The 16,176-nt window shown below is 60.3% G+C and carries 17 protein-coding genes and 1 pseudogene; 15 read left to right on the top strand and 3 right to left on the bottom strand.

The window, feature by feature from the left end; translation table 11 throughout:
• Positions 1-104 precede the first annotated feature (104 nt).
• From FCH38_RS09540 to FCH38_RS09500, 9 genes and pseudogenes are all read left to right on the top strand, one after another.
• A pseudogene (locus FCH38_RS09540) lies at positions 105-1,231 on the top strand (ABC transporter substrate-binding protein).
• Between the two features lie 132 nt (positions 1,232-1,363).
• Positions 1,364-2,041 (top strand): ribulose-phosphate 3-epimerase, encoded by a 678-nt coding sequence (gene rpe / locus FCH38_RS09535; protein ID WP_174373582.1) that lies wholly within the window; start codon positions 1,364-1,366, stop codon positions 2,039-2,041.
• Positions 2,042-2,096: 55 nt separating this feature from the next.
• Entirely contained in the window at positions 2,097-2,603 is a 507-nt protein-coding gene (locus FCH38_RS09530; protein WP_174373581.1) for a hypothetical protein, read from the top strand.
• Positions 2,604-2,708: 105 nt separating this feature from the next.
• Positions 2,709-4,016 carry an adenylosuccinate lyase gene (gene purB / locus FCH38_RS09525; protein WP_174373580.1) on the top strand — a complete coding sequence of 436 codons (1,308 nt, stop codon included), beginning with the start codon at positions 2,709-2,711 and terminating at the stop codon, positions 4,014-4,016.
• 70 nt (positions 4,017-4,086) lie between these two features.
• Entirely contained in the window at positions 4,087-4,650 is a 564-nt protein-coding gene (locus FCH38_RS09520; RefSeq protein ID WP_149897333.1) for an alpha/beta hydrolase, read from the top strand.
• A gap of 194 nt (positions 4,651-4,844) precedes the next feature.
• Positions 4,845-5,609 carry a phosphoribosylaminoimidazolesuccinocarboxamide synthase gene (gene purC / locus FCH38_RS09515; protein WP_006314097.1) on the top strand — a complete coding sequence of 255 codons (765 nt, stop codon included), beginning with the start codon at positions 4,845-4,847 and terminating at the stop codon, positions 5,607-5,609.
• A gap of 55 nt (positions 5,610-5,664) precedes the next feature.
• On the top strand, positions 5,665-5,907 hold the full coding sequence (gene purS, locus FCH38_RS09510) for a phosphoribosylformylglycinamidine synthase subunit PurS (protein ID WP_003507918.1): 243 nt from the start codon (positions 5,665-5,667) through the stop codon (positions 5,905-5,907).
• 20 nt (positions 5,908-5,927) lie between these two features.
• Complete coding sequence (gene purQ / locus FCH38_RS09505; RefSeq protein WP_174373579.1) at positions 5,928-6,599, top strand: phosphoribosylformylglycinamidine synthase subunit PurQ; 672 nt, start codon at positions 5,928-5,930, stop codon at positions 6,597-6,599.
• 78 nt (positions 6,600-6,677) lie between these two features.
• On the top strand, positions 6,678-7,082 hold the full coding sequence (locus FCH38_RS09500) for a hypothetical protein (RefSeq protein WP_174373578.1): 405 nt from the start codon (positions 6,678-6,680) through the stop codon (positions 7,080-7,082).
• A gap of 248 nt (positions 7,083-7,330) precedes the next feature.
• Here the strand turns inward: FCH38_RS09500 and FCH38_RS09495 are convergent, their stop codons facing one another.
• Positions 7,331-7,636, bottom strand: coding sequence for a DUF1127 domain-containing protein (locus tag FCH38_RS09495; protein ID WP_149897328.1), 306 nt, complete (start codon positions 7,634-7,636; stop codon positions 7,331-7,333).
• Positions 7,637-7,729: 93 nt separating this feature from the next.
• Between FCH38_RS09495 and FCH38_RS09490 the strand changes: the two genes are divergently transcribed.
• The 3 genes from FCH38_RS09490 (at position 7,730) to FCH38_RS09480 (ending at position 11,787) form a co-directional block, all read left to right on the top strand.
• Complete coding sequence (locus tag FCH38_RS09490) at positions 7,730-9,148, top strand: PLP-dependent aminotransferase family protein (protein ID WP_174373577.1); 1,419 nt, start codon at positions 7,730-7,732, stop codon at positions 9,146-9,148.
• 154 nt (positions 9,149-9,302) lie between these two features.
• Entirely contained in the window at positions 9,303-11,537 is a 2,235-nt protein-coding gene (gene purL / locus FCH38_RS09485; RefSeq protein WP_174373576.1) for a phosphoribosylformylglycinamidine synthase subunit PurL, read from the top strand.
• A gap of 16 nt (positions 11,538-11,553) precedes the next feature.
• The gene (locus tag FCH38_RS09480; protein WP_003507909.1) at positions 11,554-11,787 is read left to right on the top strand and encodes a BolA/IbaG family iron-sulfur metabolism protein; all 234 of its coding nucleotides are present in this window, start codon (positions 11,554-11,556) and stop codon (positions 11,785-11,787) included.
• A 134-nt stretch (positions 11,788-11,921) separates the two neighbouring features.
• On the opposite strand, the gene FCH38_RS09475 is transcribed toward FCH38_RS09480, so the two are convergent.
• Positions 11,922-13,070 (bottom strand): hypothetical protein, encoded by a 1,149-nt coding sequence (locus FCH38_RS09475; protein WP_174373575.1) that lies wholly within the window; start codon positions 13,068-13,070, stop codon positions 11,922-11,924.
• 111 nt (positions 13,071-13,181) lie between these two features.
• On the opposite strand from FCH38_RS09475, the gene FCH38_RS09470 reads away from it, so the two are divergent.
• The 3 genes from FCH38_RS09470 (at position 13,182) to FCH38_RS09460 (ending at position 15,256) form a co-directional block, all read left to right on the top strand.
• A complete protein-coding gene (locus FCH38_RS09470) occupies positions 13,182-13,430 on the top strand; it encodes a hypothetical protein (protein WP_174373574.1) in 249 nt (82 codons plus the stop codon).
• 147 nt (positions 13,431-13,577) lie between these two features.
• The gene (gene grxD / locus FCH38_RS09465) at positions 13,578-13,913 is read left to right on the top strand and encodes a Grx4 family monothiol glutaredoxin (protein WP_174373573.1); all 336 of its coding nucleotides are present in this window, start codon (positions 13,578-13,580) and stop codon (positions 13,911-13,913) included.
• Positions 13,914-14,047: 134 nt separating this feature from the next.
• A complete protein-coding gene (locus FCH38_RS09460; RefSeq protein WP_174373658.1) occupies positions 14,048-15,256 on the top strand; it encodes a multidrug effflux MFS transporter in 1,209 nt (402 codons plus the stop codon).
• 73 nt (positions 15,257-15,329) lie between these two features.
• Here the strand turns inward: FCH38_RS09460 and FCH38_RS09455 are convergent, their stop codons facing one another.
• Positions 15,330-16,154, bottom strand: a complete 825-nt coding sequence (locus FCH38_RS09455) for an inositol monophosphatase family protein (protein ID WP_174373572.1) — start codon at positions 16,152-16,154, stop codon at positions 15,330-15,332.
• Positions 16,155-16,176: the final 22 nt, after the last annotated feature.

The following is a 16,176-nucleotide window of genomic DNA, read 5'->3' as shown; positions in this document are numbered from 1 at the left end:
CCCTGCTTCCCTGAATCGGACAACTGGCGATGCAAACTGTCGCCTCGCGCAGCACGATATGCGATTATGCTGGGGTTGCGGCGATTTTTCCTTTGGAAAACCGTTTGTTGCCGATAAACATCAAGCGGGACAACAGGATTTCGCGCACGTCATGCTTTCACTTCGCCTGCTAACGATCATCGCCGGTTTTGCCTTTGCGGGCTCAGCAAGCGCGGCGTCGATCGGCATTGTTGCTCCGCAGAACGGGCCATATGAGCTTCTGGGGCAGCAGGTACGGCAGGGTGCGAAGGCCGCTGCCGCCAAACTTGGGCTTGATGTCGTCGAAATCCATGAAAGCTGCGAAGATGGCAGCGGCGGCGCCGTTGCTGATGGCCTTGTTGCCGCCAAGGTCAGCGCAGCAATCGGTTTCCTGTGCACCGAAACGCTCAAGGACGTTCTGCCGCCGCTGAAGGCGGCCGCCATCCCGGCCATCACGCTCTCCAGCCGCGCACCTATCCTGATGGAAGATGCTTTGAAATACGGCTGGCCGCTTTTCCGCCTCGCCCCTTCGGAAAGGGCCGAATCGGAAAGGGCAGCGGAAATCATCCTGCGCGACTGGAAAGGACACTCGATCGCACTTGTGGATGACGGTACGATCTACAGCCGCGAACTCGTCGACAGGATTCGCTCGAAGCTGGAGGAAAACGGGCTGAAACCCACCTTCACCGACACGATGCGCCCCAACCAGGAACAGCAGGTAGCACTGGTGCGCCGGCTGGCGCGAACCGGCATCACCCATGTCTTCATCGGCGCGGAACGCAACGATGTTGCCATTGTCGCCCGGGATGCCAGCTCCGAGAACATTCCCCTCACCATCATGAGCGGTGACGCCATGAATGCGGCGAACGCCCCCGTAGCACTCACGGCAAATGTGCTCGCCATCACCCGCCCGGCCTATGACACATTGCCATCGGCACAGGCCGTCAGCGGTGAATTGCGCGCCGCCGGCATCGAACCGGAAGGCTATGTTCTGCCCGCCTATGCGGCCGCAGAACTGACAGCAGCGCTCGCGGAAGCGGCGCAGGCGCAGTCAAAACCCGCGCCGGAAATTTTGGCGACCGGCACCGCCTTCAAAACCGTGATCGGCGATCTGGGTTTCAATCCCTCGCACGAGCTTTCGGACAATCCCTACCGTCTGCAGCGCTGGAACGGCCAGCGCTTCGAACCGGCGGACAAAGCCGAAAAACAATAGGTAGAGCCGTTGCTACGGGAAATTTGAAGACGCGATACTGAAAACCGCCGGCAACCGCGCGGCAGGCCGTTTCAAACCCGGATACTTGATGCTAAAGGCAGCTTACGCAACGCGTCGAGAGGAGTTTGCCCCATGTCCCTGCCCATCCGGATAGCCCCGTCGATCCTGGCTGCCAATTTCGCCAAGCTCGGACAGGAGGTCGCCGATGTCACGGAAGCGGGTGCCGACTGGATCCATCTCGACGTCATGGACGGTCATTTCGTCCCCAATATCTCGTTCGGGCCAGATGTTATCAAGGCGCTTCGCCCGCACAGCAATGCCTTTTTCGATTGCCACCTGATGATCGCCCCCGTTGATCCCTATCTCGAAGCCTTCGCCAAGGCCGGTTGCGACAGCATCACCGTGCATGCGGAGGCCGGGCCGCATCTGCATCGGTCGTTGCAGACAATCCGTACACTCGGCCGGAAGGCCGGCGTGACGCTCAATCCCGCCACGCCGCTTTCCGTCATCGAAAACGTGCTTGATGATGTCGATCTCATCCTGATCATGAGCGTCAATCCCGGTTTCGGCGGCCAGAAATTCATTCCCGCCATGCTCGACAAGATTCGCGCCGCAAAGGCGATGATCGGCGACCGGCCGATCGAACTTGAAGTGGATGGCGGCGTCACGGCGCAGACAGCCGGCGCGATCATCGCCGCCGGCGCCAATGCGCTGGTGGCCGGCTCAGCGGTCTTCAAGGGTGATGGCGTCGAAGACTACCGCAAGACGGTATCGTTGTTGCGCACGGCGGCAGAGGCCGGAAGGTCCTGATCCACGCAGCGAACACGCCGGAAGCAGGACGACGGGGCGTTTGGATGAGGGCTTGATGGACAGCGACAGGCAGGATTTCCGCAATACAATATCGGCATCGCTGTTCCCGCTCCTCGCCCCGCTTGTCTGGGCCGTCTGTTCGGCGGCCACCGCCGCTCTCGGTCTCTATCTCCGAAACCGGCTGGAAACCGACCATGCCGCCGAAATCACTCTGCTGTTCTTCTGCGGCGGCCTTCTCGGCTGGCCGCTGGCCATGGTGGCGCTGCGCTCCCTGCCCGCCTCTGCCAGCCTGCCCTTGCGCTTTGCGGCAAGCTGCTTCGCCATCGCATTCTTCACCCTGGCGGTCGCAGCGGCATTTTTCGCTTTCCAGTACCGCATCTTTTATGCGCAGTGGCACGCGCCAGCCTTTTCGCGCATCTGGTTTTTCCAGCAGATATTCACCTCGCTCGGCGCGATCTACCAATTTTGCATTCTCGGCCTCGGCCTCTATTTTCCGTTTGCCGTCGTTCCGCTGGCGCTGGCGGGCGCAATCCTTTGCCGACGGGCGCATCGAGCCATGTAGCTTTAGATTGAGATTACCGGAACACTTTGCTAAACGGGCAGCAAAACTCCCGCAAAGCCAAGCCTCTCTACGAAGCCAATCCTCTCTACGAAGAAAGTCATTGCCATGATCCCTCGTTACTCCCGACCGGAAATGGTCGCCATCTGGTCGCCGGAAACAAAATTCCGCATCTGGTTCGAGATCGAGGCATATGCCTGTGACGCGCTGGCCGACCTCGGCGTCATTCCGAAATCGGCGGCCCAGACGATCTGGGAAAAGGGCGGCAGCGCCACCTTCGACGTCGCCCGCATCGATGAGATCGAGGCCGTCACCAAGCACGACGTCATCGCGTTCCTGACCCATCTCGCCGAATTCGTCGGTCCCGACAGCCGCTTCGTGCATCAGGGCATGACCTCCTCCGACGTGCTCGACACCACGTTCAACATTCAGCTCGTCCGCGCCGCCGATCTGCTGCTTGCCGATATGGACCGCGTGCTTGCCGCCCTGAAGACCCGCGCCTTTGAGCACAAGGACACGGTGCGCATCGGCCGCAGCCACGGCATCCATGCGGAACCCACCACGATGGGCCTGACCTTCGCCCGCTTCTACGCCGAGATGCACCGCAACCGCGAGCGCCTCGTCAATGCCCGCGCCGAGATCGCCACCGGCGCAATCTCCGGTGCGGTCGGCACCTTCGCCAACATCGACCCGCGCGTTGAGGAACATGTCTGCGAAAAGCTTGGCCTGACGCCGGAGCCGGTTTCCACGCAGGTCATCCCGCGTGACCGTCACGCCATGTTCTTCGCCGTTCTCGGCGTCATCGCCTCATCGATAGAAAACGTCGCCATCGAAATCCGCCACATGCAGCGCACCGAGGTTCTGGAAGCCGAAGAGTTCTTCTCTCCGGGCCAGAAGGGTTCGTCGGCCATGCCGCACAAGCGCAACCCGGTGCTGACCGAAAACCTGACCGGCCTTGCCCGTCTGGTGCGCATGTCCGTCGTCCCGGCCATGGAAAACGTGGCTCTCTGGCACGAGCGCGACATCAGCCACTCCTCCGTGGAGCGCGCCATCGGCCCCGATACGACCGTCACGCTCGATTTCGCGCTGAACCGCCTTGCCGGCGTCATCGAAAAGCTGGTGATCTACCCGGACAACATGCTGAAGAACATGAACAAGTTCCGCGGCCTCGTGCATTCGCAGCGCGTTCTCCTGGCGCTGACACAGGCCGGCGTTTCCCGTGAGGACGCTTACCGTCTGGTACAGCGCAACGCCATGCGGGTCTGGGAACAGGGCGCGGATTTCCTGGAGGAACTGCTGGGCGACGAGGAAGTGCGCGCAGCGCTGCCTGAAGACGTGATCCGCGAAAAGTTCGACCTCGGTTACCACACCAAGCACGTCGACACGATCTTCGCCCGCGTCTTCGGCAAGGCGTAATTTTGGGGTCTCCAAAGTTAATGCCGTCGCGGTCTTGATCGCGACGGCATCAAAGCACAGATATGGGCGCATGAAAGTTTCAGAAGTAGATATCCTCATCGTACCCGGTTACACCAATTCCGGCCCCGACCACTGGCAGACCCGCTGGGAGCGCAAGCTATCCACCGCGCGCCGGGTCGAGCAGGCCGAGTGGACCAAGCCCGTGAAGGAAGACTGGGTGGCGCGGCTGGTGGAAGAGGTGAACGCCGCTACCAAGCCCGTCGTGCTGGTTGCCCATTCGCTCGGTGTGCCGACCGTGATCCATGCTCTGCCTGAGATCGCCCATAAGGTCGCAGGTGCCGTTTTTGTCGCCCCACCCGATGTCGCCAATCCGGATATCCGGCCAAAACACCTGATGACCTTTGGGCCTTATCCGCGCGATCCGCTGCCGTTTCCGACCATCACCATCGCCAGCCGCAACGATCCCTTCGGCACTTACGAACATGCCGACGACATTGCTGCCGCCTGGGGCTCGATGCTGGTGGATGCCGGCATGTCCGGCCACATCAACGCCGAGTCCGGCCATGGCCCGTGGCCCGAAGGCGGCATGGTGTTTGCCCAGTTCCTGAGCCGCCTGAAGACGCCCGAGACCTGACGATCCGGGCAAAGGCGCGCCATGTCATGCCTTGGCCGTTCCATGCCTGACGTCGTTGCTTCATGGCCCGACACAAGAATTGAAGGGAAGATCGGCGCGCCTCATTGTAGAATGCAGTCTTTTCCTTTAAGGGACCGCTTCAAAGACCAAACTTAACGCCGCCAGAATCGGCGTCAACCAAGAGACCTGCTATCATGAACCGTCGCCGCCGTATTTACGAAGGCAAGGCCAAGATCCTTTACGAAGGTCCGGAGCCAGGCACGCTTATCCAGTTCTTCAAGGACGATGCGACCGCCTTCAACAAGAAAAAGCACGAAGTCATCGACGGCAAGGGTGTGTTGAATAACCGTATCTGCGAATACGTCTTCACACATCTGAACAAGATCGGCATTCCCACTCACTTCATCCGCCGCCTCAACATGCGCGAGCAGTTGATCAAGGAAGTGGAAATGATCCCGCTCGAGATCGTCGTGCGCAATGTCGCCGCCGGCTCGCTGTCCAAGCGCCTCGGCATCGAAGAAGGCGTGGTCCTGCCGCGCTCCATCATCGAGTTTTATTACAAGTCCGACGAGCTGGAAGACCCGATGGTCTCCGAAGAGCACATCACGGCTTTCGGCTGGGCCAACCCCGCCGAGCTTGACGACATCATGGCGCTTGCCATCCGCGTCAACGACTTCCTCTCCGGCCTGTTCCTCGGCGTCGGCATCCAGCTCGTCGATTTCAAGATCGAATGCGGCCGTCTGTTCGAAGGCGACATGATGCGCATCATTCTCGCCGACGAGATTTCACCGGACAGCTGCCGCCTCTGGGACATCGAGACCCAGAAAAAGATGGACAAGGACCTGTTCCGCCGCGATCTGGGCGGACTTGTGGAAGCCTATTCCGAAGTGGCGCGCCGTCTCGGCATCATCAATGAAAACGAACCGATCCGCGGCACCGGCCCTGTCCTGGTAAAGTAATATCGGCCTCGTGAAGTAATATCGACACCGCAAGGTAAAATCAGGAGAAGATCAGGTGATCAAGGCACGGGTGACTGTTACGCTGAAGAACGGCGTTCTCGATCCGCAGGGCAAGGCAATTGAAGGCGCGCTCGGCAGCCTCGGTTTCGGCGGCGTCGGCCATGTCCGTCAGGGCAAGGTCTTCGATCTGGAACTGGAAGGCGCCGACAAGGCCAAGGCCGAAACCGACCTGAAGGCAATGTGCGAAAAGCTGCTGGCCAATACGGTCATCGAAAACTACGCCATCGCCATTCTCTGAAGCCCAAGGAGCCGCCGTCCATGAAATCCGCTGTCGTCCAACTTCCCGGCCTCAACCGCGACCGCGACATGATCGCCGCGCTGACGAAAATCTCCGGAAGCGCGCCCGTCACCATCTGGCAGACGGAAACGGATATTCCTGATGTCGACCTGATCGTCATTCCGGGCGGCTTTTCCTATGGTGACTATCTGCGTTGCGGCGCGATTGCGGCGCGCATGCCGGTCATGCAGGCCATTCGCGAAAAGGCCGAACAGGGCGTCAAGGTTCTCGGCGTCTGCAACGGTTTCCAGATTCTGGTCGAGGCGGGCATGCTGCCGGGTGCTTTGATGCGCAACGCCTCGCTGAAATTTGTCTGCCGTGAAGTGAAGCTCGAAGTCATCAACAACGACACCGAATTCACCCGCGCCTATGACCAGGGCCAGATCCTGCGCTGCCCCGTCGCCCATCACGACGGCAATTACTTCCTCGATACGGATGAGTTGAAGTCCGTCGAAGACAACGGCCAGGTCGTGTTCCGTTATGCGCAAGGCACCAATCCAAACGGCTCGATGAACGATATTGCCGGCGTCATCAACGCCAGGGGCAATGTGCTTGGCATGATGCCGCATCCGGAAAACCTCATCGAAGCCGCCCATGGCGGCAATGATGGCCGCGGCCTCTTCGCCTCCGCACTCGGCGTCATCGCAGCCTGACAGACCGGGCGGGCTTTGAGCCCGCCTTTTTTAATGCCGGCTTTCGGCTAAGTTTCGGCTTCTCTTCTGGATGACCTGATGCCTCGTCTTCTTCGCCACAATGCCTACAAAGCCACCGGATTGCTGCTCGCAGCAGTAGCGCTCGCCGCCTGCCAGCCGAAACCGCAGCCGGCCGCCTCCGTATCCCGTGCGGCCCTGCCGACGATGGAACGGATTGCTCTTGGCGCAAATGCCTGCTGGTTCAAATCGGGCGATGCGGCGTTCAAGGCCTATCGTCTGGCCCCGGAACTCAACTCCTTCTCCGGCCGTCCGCGCATCCTGCTCGTACCGCGCAACAGCCCGGAATCGCGCCCCATGCTGGTCGTTCAGGCAGAAGGCAATCCGGCAAAGCTTGACGCTTTCGGACCCGCGATGAACGAGGCCATCTCCGGCCGCATCTCAACCGATGTCAAGCGCTGGGCGAACGGCGGCAAGGGCTGCTGATTTAGGCATATATCTACGCCAAGAACGTCATCCTCGGGCTTGTCCGAGGGCCTAAGCACGTCAACAAAATCGATATGTTGCAGATCTTCGGGACACGTCCGAGGATGACGGAGAATTGTTTTGGCCGTTTGCCTGCATCCCCGTGTAAACGCATAAAAAAACCCGCCGACGCCGGTTGGGAGTGGCGTGGCGGGCTGCCGAATGGCTTGATGGCACCGGGGAAAGAAGGCACCGCTCTTCGACAAAAATTACAAAGACCGCGACGGCCAGGAGAAAAGCTGCGATTTCGCGGCCTCCTTCAAGGCCTCGTCCCGCGTAACGCCGATATCCTCCAGAAGATCGTCGGGCAGTTCCCGCAAGGCGAGCCGCCCCCGTCGTTTCTGCTGCCAGTGCGACATGCCCATAATCAGGCGACCAATAAGCGTGCGGGCGATCTTGGCCGGAAAGGGCGCCGGTGCGACCATGTCGCCGGCATCGCGGAACACGCGTTCCCGTTCGTAGCCATCAGGATAAAGCGTATCCGCTGTCGAAAGGTATTGATCCATCTTGCGCATATTGCACCTATTGTCTCCGTGTGATTGTCACCGTTGAATGCAGCCAATAAATACAATTGACTTACCGACAGATACAATGCATAAATTGTCACCATGACAAATTGGCTTCCTGACATCGCAGCGGGCAACGGCCCGATTTATCTCCGCCTTGCCGACAGCATCGAGTGCGCGATTTCCGACGGCGTGTTGCAGGCCGGCGCAAAATTGCCGCCGCAGCGCAATCTCGCCTATGATCTCGGCGTGACAATCGGGACAATCAGCCGCGCCTATGCGCTGATTCATGAACGTGGTCTCGTCAGCGGCGAGGTCGGCCGCGGCACCTATGTCAACGAGCGCAAGACCCCTGCCCCCTCGTCGCGACTGGAACCGGTGGCAGCAGCCTTTGGCAGCACGCGCCACGCCATAGACGCCAGCGCCGAATTCCGGCTGAACACGACCGCGGCACCGGATGTCGGCCAGAGCGCGCTGATCGCCAGGCACATCGAGGCCGTCACCCGAGAGCACACCAGCGACATCACCAATTACGCCCGTTCGTTCCCCGATAACTGGTGTATGGCGGGTGTCCGCTGGCTTTCCCAGAACGGCTGGTCGCCAAAGCCGGAAAATATCGTCTCGACGCTCGGCGCCCATGCGGCGGTGATGAGCGTGGTGACGGCGATGACGGCGCCGGGGGACCGCATCGTCTTCGAACCGTTGACCTATTCCCATATCAGCCGCAGTGCCGGGCTTGCAGGCCGGCGGGTGACACTGGTGGAAGTAGACGAAAACGGCATCGTCCCTGACGATTTCGAACGCGTCTGCGCCCAGCAGCACCCGAAAATGATCTTCCTGATGTCAGCAGGCCAGAACCCCACCTGCGCCACCCTGCCGGAAGAACGCCGCCGCGCCATTGCCGAGATCGCCCGCCGATACGGCGTATGGATCGTGGAAGACAATCTCTATGGGGCGATGACCCGCGAGGCGATTCCGCTGATCGCCGAATTCGCGCCCGATATCACCTTCGTGGTCGGCGGCCTGTCGAAATCCGTCGCCGCCGGTGTCCGCGGCGGCTGGGTCGCCTGCCCGGCGCAATATTCCTCGCGTATCCGGATTTCCCATTCGATGATGACGGGTGGATTGCCCTTCATGCTCGCCGAATTGAATGCACGTCTCGTCAATAGCGGCGACGCCGATGACATCCGCAAGGATTGTATCGCCGAGATCAACCAGCGCGAGGCGATCGCCAGACGCGTCTTTGCCGGGCTGGATTTCAACTCGCTGCCCGATATCGCCTTCCTGTGGCTGCGGCTGCCTGAACCCTGGCTTTCCGGCACCTTCCGCAATGCGGCGATGAAGGAGGGCGTGCTGATCGACGACGAGGACGAGTTCAAGGCCGGGCGAACGGAAAAGGTCTTCCATCGCGTCCGCATCAGCTTTTCCGGCCCTTCCAGCCGCGAGGAACTGACACACGGCTTCAGCATTCTTCGTCACCTGCTCGATAATGGTTCAGCCGGCTATGAAAGCGTGGCCTGATCCCTGCCACGGCCCTGCGGGCACCACCTGCAGGTCGCTAATATCGGCACAAACCGCCAATTAGCGGGCAAAGCGGCGCATTTTCCTGTCGCACGATCCAGCCTCTTGCGCTAAAGAACCGGAAACTTTCCTCGGCTCGAACCGCGTGAGACCTATGTCTATCTCAAACTCCATCAAGATCACCCCGGAACTCGTTGCATCCCACGGGCTGAAGCCCGACGAATACCAGCGTATCCTCGACCTGATCGGACGGGAACCGAGCTTTACCGAGCTTGGCATCTTCTCGGCCATGTGGAACGAGCACTGCTCCTACAAGTCTTCCAAGAAGTGGCTGAAGACCCTGCCGACCACGGGACCCCGCGTCATTCAAGGCCCCGGCGAGAACGCCGGCGTTGTCGATATCGATGACGGCGACTGCGTCGTCTTCAAGATGGAGAGCCACAACCACCCGTCCTATATCGAGCCCTATCAGGGTGCCGCGACCGGCGTCGGCGGCATCCTGCGTGACGTCTTTACCATGGGCGCCCGCCCCATCGCCGCCATGAATGCGCTGCGCTTCGGCGCACCCGATCATCCGAAGACCCGCCACCTCGTGGCCGGTGTCGTCGCCGGTGTCGGCGGTTACGGCAATTCCTTCGGCGTGCCGACTGTCGGCGGCGAAGTGGAATTCGATCCGCGCTATAACGGCAATATCCTCGTCAACGCCTTCGCAGCCGGCCTTGCCAAGTCCAATGCGATCTTCCTGTCGGAAGCCAAGGGCGTCGGCCTGCCGGTCGTTTATCTCGGCGCAAAGACCGGCCGTGACGGCGTTGGCGGCGCGACCATGGCTTCTGCCGAATTCGACGAATCCATCGAAGAAAAGCGCCCGACGGTTCAGGTCGGAGACCCCTTCACCGAAAAGTGCCTGCTGGAAGCCTGCCTTGAGCTGATGAAGACCGGAGCGGTCATCGCCATTCAGGACATGGGTGCCGCCGGCCTCACCTGCTCCGCCGTCGAAATGGGCGCCAAAGGCGATCTCGGTATCGAACTCGACCTCAATGCCGTGCCGGTGCGCGAAGAGCGCATGACGGCTTACGAAATGATGCTGTCGGAAAGCCAGGAGCGTATGCTCATGGTTCTCGAACCCTCGAAGGAAGAAGTCGCAAAGGCGATCTTCGTCAAGTGGGGTCTGGACTTCGCCATCGTCGGCAAGACCACCGATGATCTGCGTTTCCGCGTCATTCACAATGGCGAGGAAGTCGCCAACCTGCCGATCAAGGAACTCGGCGACGAGGCTCCCGAATATGACCGCCCATGGACGCCCGCCAAGGTGCCGGCACCTCTGGCGGAAACCGACATTCCCGCAGCCGATATAGCCGATGCGCTGGTGTCGCTCATTGGTTCGGCCAATAACTCCTCGCGCCGCTGGGTTTACGAACAGTATGACACGCTGATCCAGGGCAATTCCCTGCAGTTGCCGGGTGGCGATGCCGGTGTGGTGCGCGTCGAAGGCCACGACAAGAAGGCGCTCGCTTTCTCCTCCGACGTAACGCCGCGTTATGTCGAGGCCGATGCCTTCGAAGGCGGCAAGCAGGCGGTCGCCGAATGCTGGCGCAACATCACCGCGACAGGTGCTCTGCCGCTGGCGGCCACCGACAACCTGAACTTCGGCAATCCGGAAAAGCCCGAGATCATGAGCCAGCTGGTCCACGCCATCAAGGGCATCGGCGAGGCCTGCCGCGTCTTGGAATTCCCGATCGTTTCCGGCAACGTCTCGCTCTATAACGAGACCAATGGCCAGGCGATCCTGCCCACCCCCACCATCGGCGGCGTTGGCCTCCTGAAGGATTGGGGCCGCATGGCACGCATCCGTTTTGCCGCCGCTGACGAAGTCGTGCTGCTCATCGGCGCGCCTGCCGGTCTCGGCACCCACATCGCTCAGTCGGTTTACATGCGTGATATCCATGGCCGCACCGATGGCCCGGCGCCGCATGTCGATCTGGCTGCTGAAAAGCAGAATGGCGATTTCGTCCGTGGTCTCATCACCGAAGGCCTCACCACCGCCGTGCACGATTGCTCTTCGGGCGGCCTCGCCCTTGCGGTTGCCGAAATGGCGATTTCCTCTGGCATCGGCGCGACGATCGATGCGGTCGAAGGCCATAATCCGGTCCTCACCTTCTATGGTGAAGATCAGGGCCGTTATGTCCTGACGGTGAAGAAGACCGATCTCGACAAGGTGCAGGCGGCTGCCAAGGCAGCCGGCGTTTCCTGCACGGCAATCGGCGTCACCGGTGGTGCAAGCGTAAAGCTGGGCACGGCGCGCGCCGTCGAGATTAAAGAATTGCACTTGGCCCATGAATCGTGGTTCCCTCAATTCATGGACGGCGAAACTTTGCTCGCCGCAGAATGAATTAAGGAGAAACACCATGCCCATGAAACCCGGCGACATTGAAGACATGATTAAGGCGGGAATTCCCGGGGCAAAGGTCACGATCCGCGATCTGGCCGGTGATGGCGATCATTACGCGGCGGAAGTCGTTGCGGAAGCATTCAAGGGCAAGACCCGCGTGCAGCAGCACCAGATGGTCTATGACGCGCTGAAGGGCAATATGGGCGGCGTTCTGCACGCCCTTGCCCTGCAGACCTCGGCTCCCGAATGATTGCGGCCGGGAAAGCGGTTCCGGCGAGACAGTCTCACTGTCCCGCCGACGCATAAAGGCTCCGGACTAAATCAAAGGCCCGCGTGACACTCTCACGCGGGCCTTTTCACATCAGGTGGAATGGCAAACGCCGCTTATAAGGCAGGCGGGCTCTGTGAATCCAGATCGGCGAAGGTCGCGGCCGGCAAAGGCCCGGCGGTCAGCAGGGTAAAATCGTAACCGGATCTGCGATCCGGCCCAAGAACATATTGCCGGTGCATGCGCAGGAAGTTGCGCTTGTTCTTTTTATAACGCTCCGGCGAAAGCGAATGCTTGAAACGGATCGGCACGATCTTCGGCTGCGGTGCGTCTTTGTGGCCGGTCAGGGCCACGGTGTTGCACCGGTAGAGGTGGATAGGATCGGTCAGGCACTGAATATCGAACCATGTCACTTCCGGGTGACGAGCGATCTTACCCACGCTCTCACGAAGCCTGTCCGCACTCGACAGCAGCGCGCATTGCAGGGCAGCACCGCCCAGCGTCGCGAAAGACAGGTTGCGGCCATTGAGCGCTTCTGGCTTCAGTTCCAGCACGCGACCGATCACGGCGAGCGCCAGACTGGCCCCCATGCTGTGCGACACGACCAGAACCTCCTCCGAAGGTTGTTCCAGCGCCTTGAGAACCAGCGCCGCCTTTTCCTCGATCCAGTCGCGGGCAATCGGCTCATCACGGCCAACGGCCAGCGCAAACCGCCAGTCGGCGTAAAGATGCAACGTGTGAAACCGCTCCGCGAAAGGCAGAAACGCCTTCACGAAAAACAAGGTGGCGGCGGGAAGACTGATCGCAAGCAACCAGAGCGGCAAACTGAACAGCCATGGCGACAGGGCAATACCCACAGCAAGCGCACCGCCCACCAGCATCAGCAGGAACGGGAAGATGAAGAATAGGCCGAACCGCCAGGCGTGGCGAAGATACCGCCCTGCCCCGCCTTCCGCGACAATACCGGCCGCAGCCGCAAAGCCCAGCCCGATCTGCCGCCAGACGGGCGCATGCCGCAGGCGCGATATCACCGCATTATGATCGTAGATGAAGATCGTGGAGCGCGTCCGCCAGTCACCAGCCGACGCCTCTACCATGAATGCTTCACCCGCCGACGTAGTCTCAAGCCCCCCCACCGCATAGCCGACATCCCATGTCTTGCCGGCCAGCGCCGCCGCCCGCTGGTAACGCAGGTGATGGGCGGCCGCGTCAAGCGGATCGAAACCGGGAAAATAGAGAACAAGTCGAGACTTGACGGTCGGCATGCTTAAACCTTCAGGGCTGGAGACACCCGAAAGGATCGCTTGATACAGTGGGCGATGCACGTATAGTAAAAATCACGACGGAAATATGATTTATTTATTGGCGGGGAAAAATTGTCTGGCATCGTCGATCAATTGCTCAACGGCGTCGTCAAGGGCGCGCTGTCTGAAATCCTCACCAAGACCGGTATCCGCAAAACCCGCCGCACACGCCGGACAAAAAACACCGGCTCCCTCGCCGGCGGCATCGTCGGTTCCGTTCTGGAAGCCGCGCTCGGTGGCGCGACCAAAAGCAAGCCGGCCAAGAAACAGGTGAGCAAAAGACGCACCGCCGCCGCCCGCAGCCGGCAGAGACATCGCTGAGGCACCGCAAACCACTTTTTTGGCGTGTCATGCACTGCAACACTGTTGCATTTTTTCCGCCCGACGGGTGGAAATCGCGCGGCGACATGTTATTTAGGAACGAACAGAAAGCAGCGGCCTTGAACCGCATGTGAAAGGAATAAGCCTATGAGCGGCATTAACGACATGATCGACAGTGAAGTGAAGAGCAACGACATCGTTCTTTTCATGAAGGGCACCCCGCAATTTCCGCAGTGCGGTTTTTCCGGTCAGGTGGTACAGATTCTCGATTATCTCGGCGTCGACTACAAAGGCATCAACGTGCTTGCCGATGCCGACATCCGTCAGGGTATCAAGGACTATTCCAACTGGCCGACCATCCCGCAGCTCTACGTCAAGGGCGAATTCCTCGGCGGCTGTGACATTGTAAAAGAGATGTTCCAGTCCGGCGAGTTGCAAGCCCACTTCCAAGAACAGGGTATCAGCGTCCGCGGCGCGGCCTGATTTCGGCCGGTTCATCCGGCCCACCCTGATTGTCAGAAATTTATGCCAGGCGTTGCTTCATGCAACGCCTTTGCCGTTCTTTTTGGGGCAATCCTGTGACAGAACTTTCACAATCCACCTCCCGCACCATTTCGATGGGGCGCACGGAATTTATCGCGCTGGCCGCGATGCTGATGGCGCTGAATGCGCTCGCCATCGACATCATGCTGCCCGGTCTTCAGGAAATCGGCGCATCCCTGGGCGTCGTCAATGAAAACAGCCGCCAATACGTCATTTCCACTTATCTTCTGGGCTTCGGCATCGCCCAGCTTCTTTATGGCCCGATTTCGGACCGTTTCGGACGCCGCACGCCGATGCTTGTCGGGCTGGCGATCTACATCGTTTCAGCCATTGCCGTGGTCTTCGTGCCGTCATTTGCCGGGCTTTTGGTCCTGCGCTTCATTCAGGGCATCGGTTCGGCGGCAACGCGCGTCATTACCATTTCCATCGTGCGCGACATCTATGGCGGCCGGCAGATGGCCGAAGTCATGTCGCTGATCATGATGGTGTTCATGGTCGTCCCGGTCATCGCACCCGGCACCGGCCAGATCGTGCTGTTCTTCGGCAACTGGCATCTGATCTTCGCCTTCATGGCCGGCATCGCCGTCGTCGTGACGGCCTGGATGTATTTCCGCCTGCCGGAAACATTGCATCCCGACGATGTCCGTCCCTTCACCGCCCGCTCGGTGCTTGGCGGCTTCAAGATCGTGCTCACCAACCGTATCGCGCTCTGCTACACGCTTTCGAGCACCTTCATCTTCGGCGCGCTGTTCGGCTTCATCAATTCGGCTGAACAGGTCTATAAGGGCATTTATGGCCTCGGCGCATGGTTTGCGGCGGCCTTCGCCGGCGTTGCCCTGTTCATGGCCTTCTCATCCTTCATCAATGCAAGGCTTGTCGGCAGGTTCGGCATGCGCAAGCTGTCGCACGGATCGCTGCTCGGCTTCATCGCCATCACCTTCGTGTGGTTGCTGGTGCAGATATTCGGGCCGGAGCCGATGCCCTTCCCCATCTTCATCGTGTTCTTCGCATTTGCCATGTTCCAGTTCGGCTGGATCGGCTCGAACTTCAACTCGCTGGCCATGGAGCCGCTCGGCCATGTCGCCGGCACGGCCTCCTCCGTCATCGGCTTCATGGGAACCGTCGGCGGCTCGCTGATCGGTGCCGGCATCGGTCAGGCTTTCGACGGCACGGCGCTACCGATGGTGGCCGGCTTCTTCGTCGTCTCGATCATCGGCTTGATCTTCGTGCTGATCGGTGAAAAGGGTGTGCTGTTTCAGGCCCACAACAAGCCGACGCATTAACGGGCAACGGACACATAAAAAGGGCGCGGAATTCTGTTCCGCGCCCTCTTTGTTGAATACAGCCGAGCGGCTATCACACCGTAAAAATCTTCTCGCGCAGCAGCTCCCATGTCTCCTGATCCGGCGCCAGCAGCAACCCGCCATCCACATGGCGGGGCAGGTAAGGCGAACCGTCAAGCCGGGCGGCATAAGCGCCTGCTTCCTGTGAAAGCAGCGTGCCGGCTAGATGGTCCCAGGGCATCAGCTTGTTATACATCAGGAAATGCATGTGGCCGCCGCAGAACAGGCGGTATTCATGCGCCGCGCAGCGATAGCTCGTGAAGAGCCGCACATCCGCAAGGTTCATCAAAATCTTGCGGCGTGTCTCCACATCGAAATAACCGGTATTGGCGATGCCGACCATCTGCGACAGGTGCGGCGCTGTCACGACCGACATCTGCGTCTGCGAGCCATCGGCGGCGCAAAGCCATGCGCCGGAGCCTTTTTCGGCAATCGCCCAGTCATTGCCCATCGGATCGAAGATCAGGCCGGCAACGGTCTCGCCCTTGGAGATGACGCTCATCATCACGCCGAACAACGGCAGGCCGGAAGCGAAATTAAAGGTGCCGTCGATCGGATCGACCACCACGGCAAGATCGGCGTCGGCAAGCTTGCCGAGTAGAGACGGATCAGCCGCAACCGCCTCTTCACCGATGAACAGTGCATCAGGCATGATGTCCTGCACGCGGGCGCGGATCAGCCGCTCGGCAGCCTCGTCGGCCTCGGTGACGAGATCGATCGCTTCGGTCTTTATTCTGACGTCGCCTTCGCCCAGATTACGGAACCGCGGCAGGATTTCCACTGCTGCCGCCTCCTGAAGCGCATTGGCAAGAGAGGCGATGTCGAGTTCGATGGCCATGGGCGATATCCTTCTGTCTGAG

It is taken from the genome of Agrobacterium tumefaciens (assembly GCF_013337285.1).
In the GTDB taxonomy this organism is placed as follows: domain Bacteria; phylum Pseudomonadota; class Alphaproteobacteria; order Rhizobiales; family Rhizobiaceae; genus Agrobacterium; species Agrobacterium burrii.
This window is presented reverse-complemented; position numbering and strand designations above follow the sequence as displayed.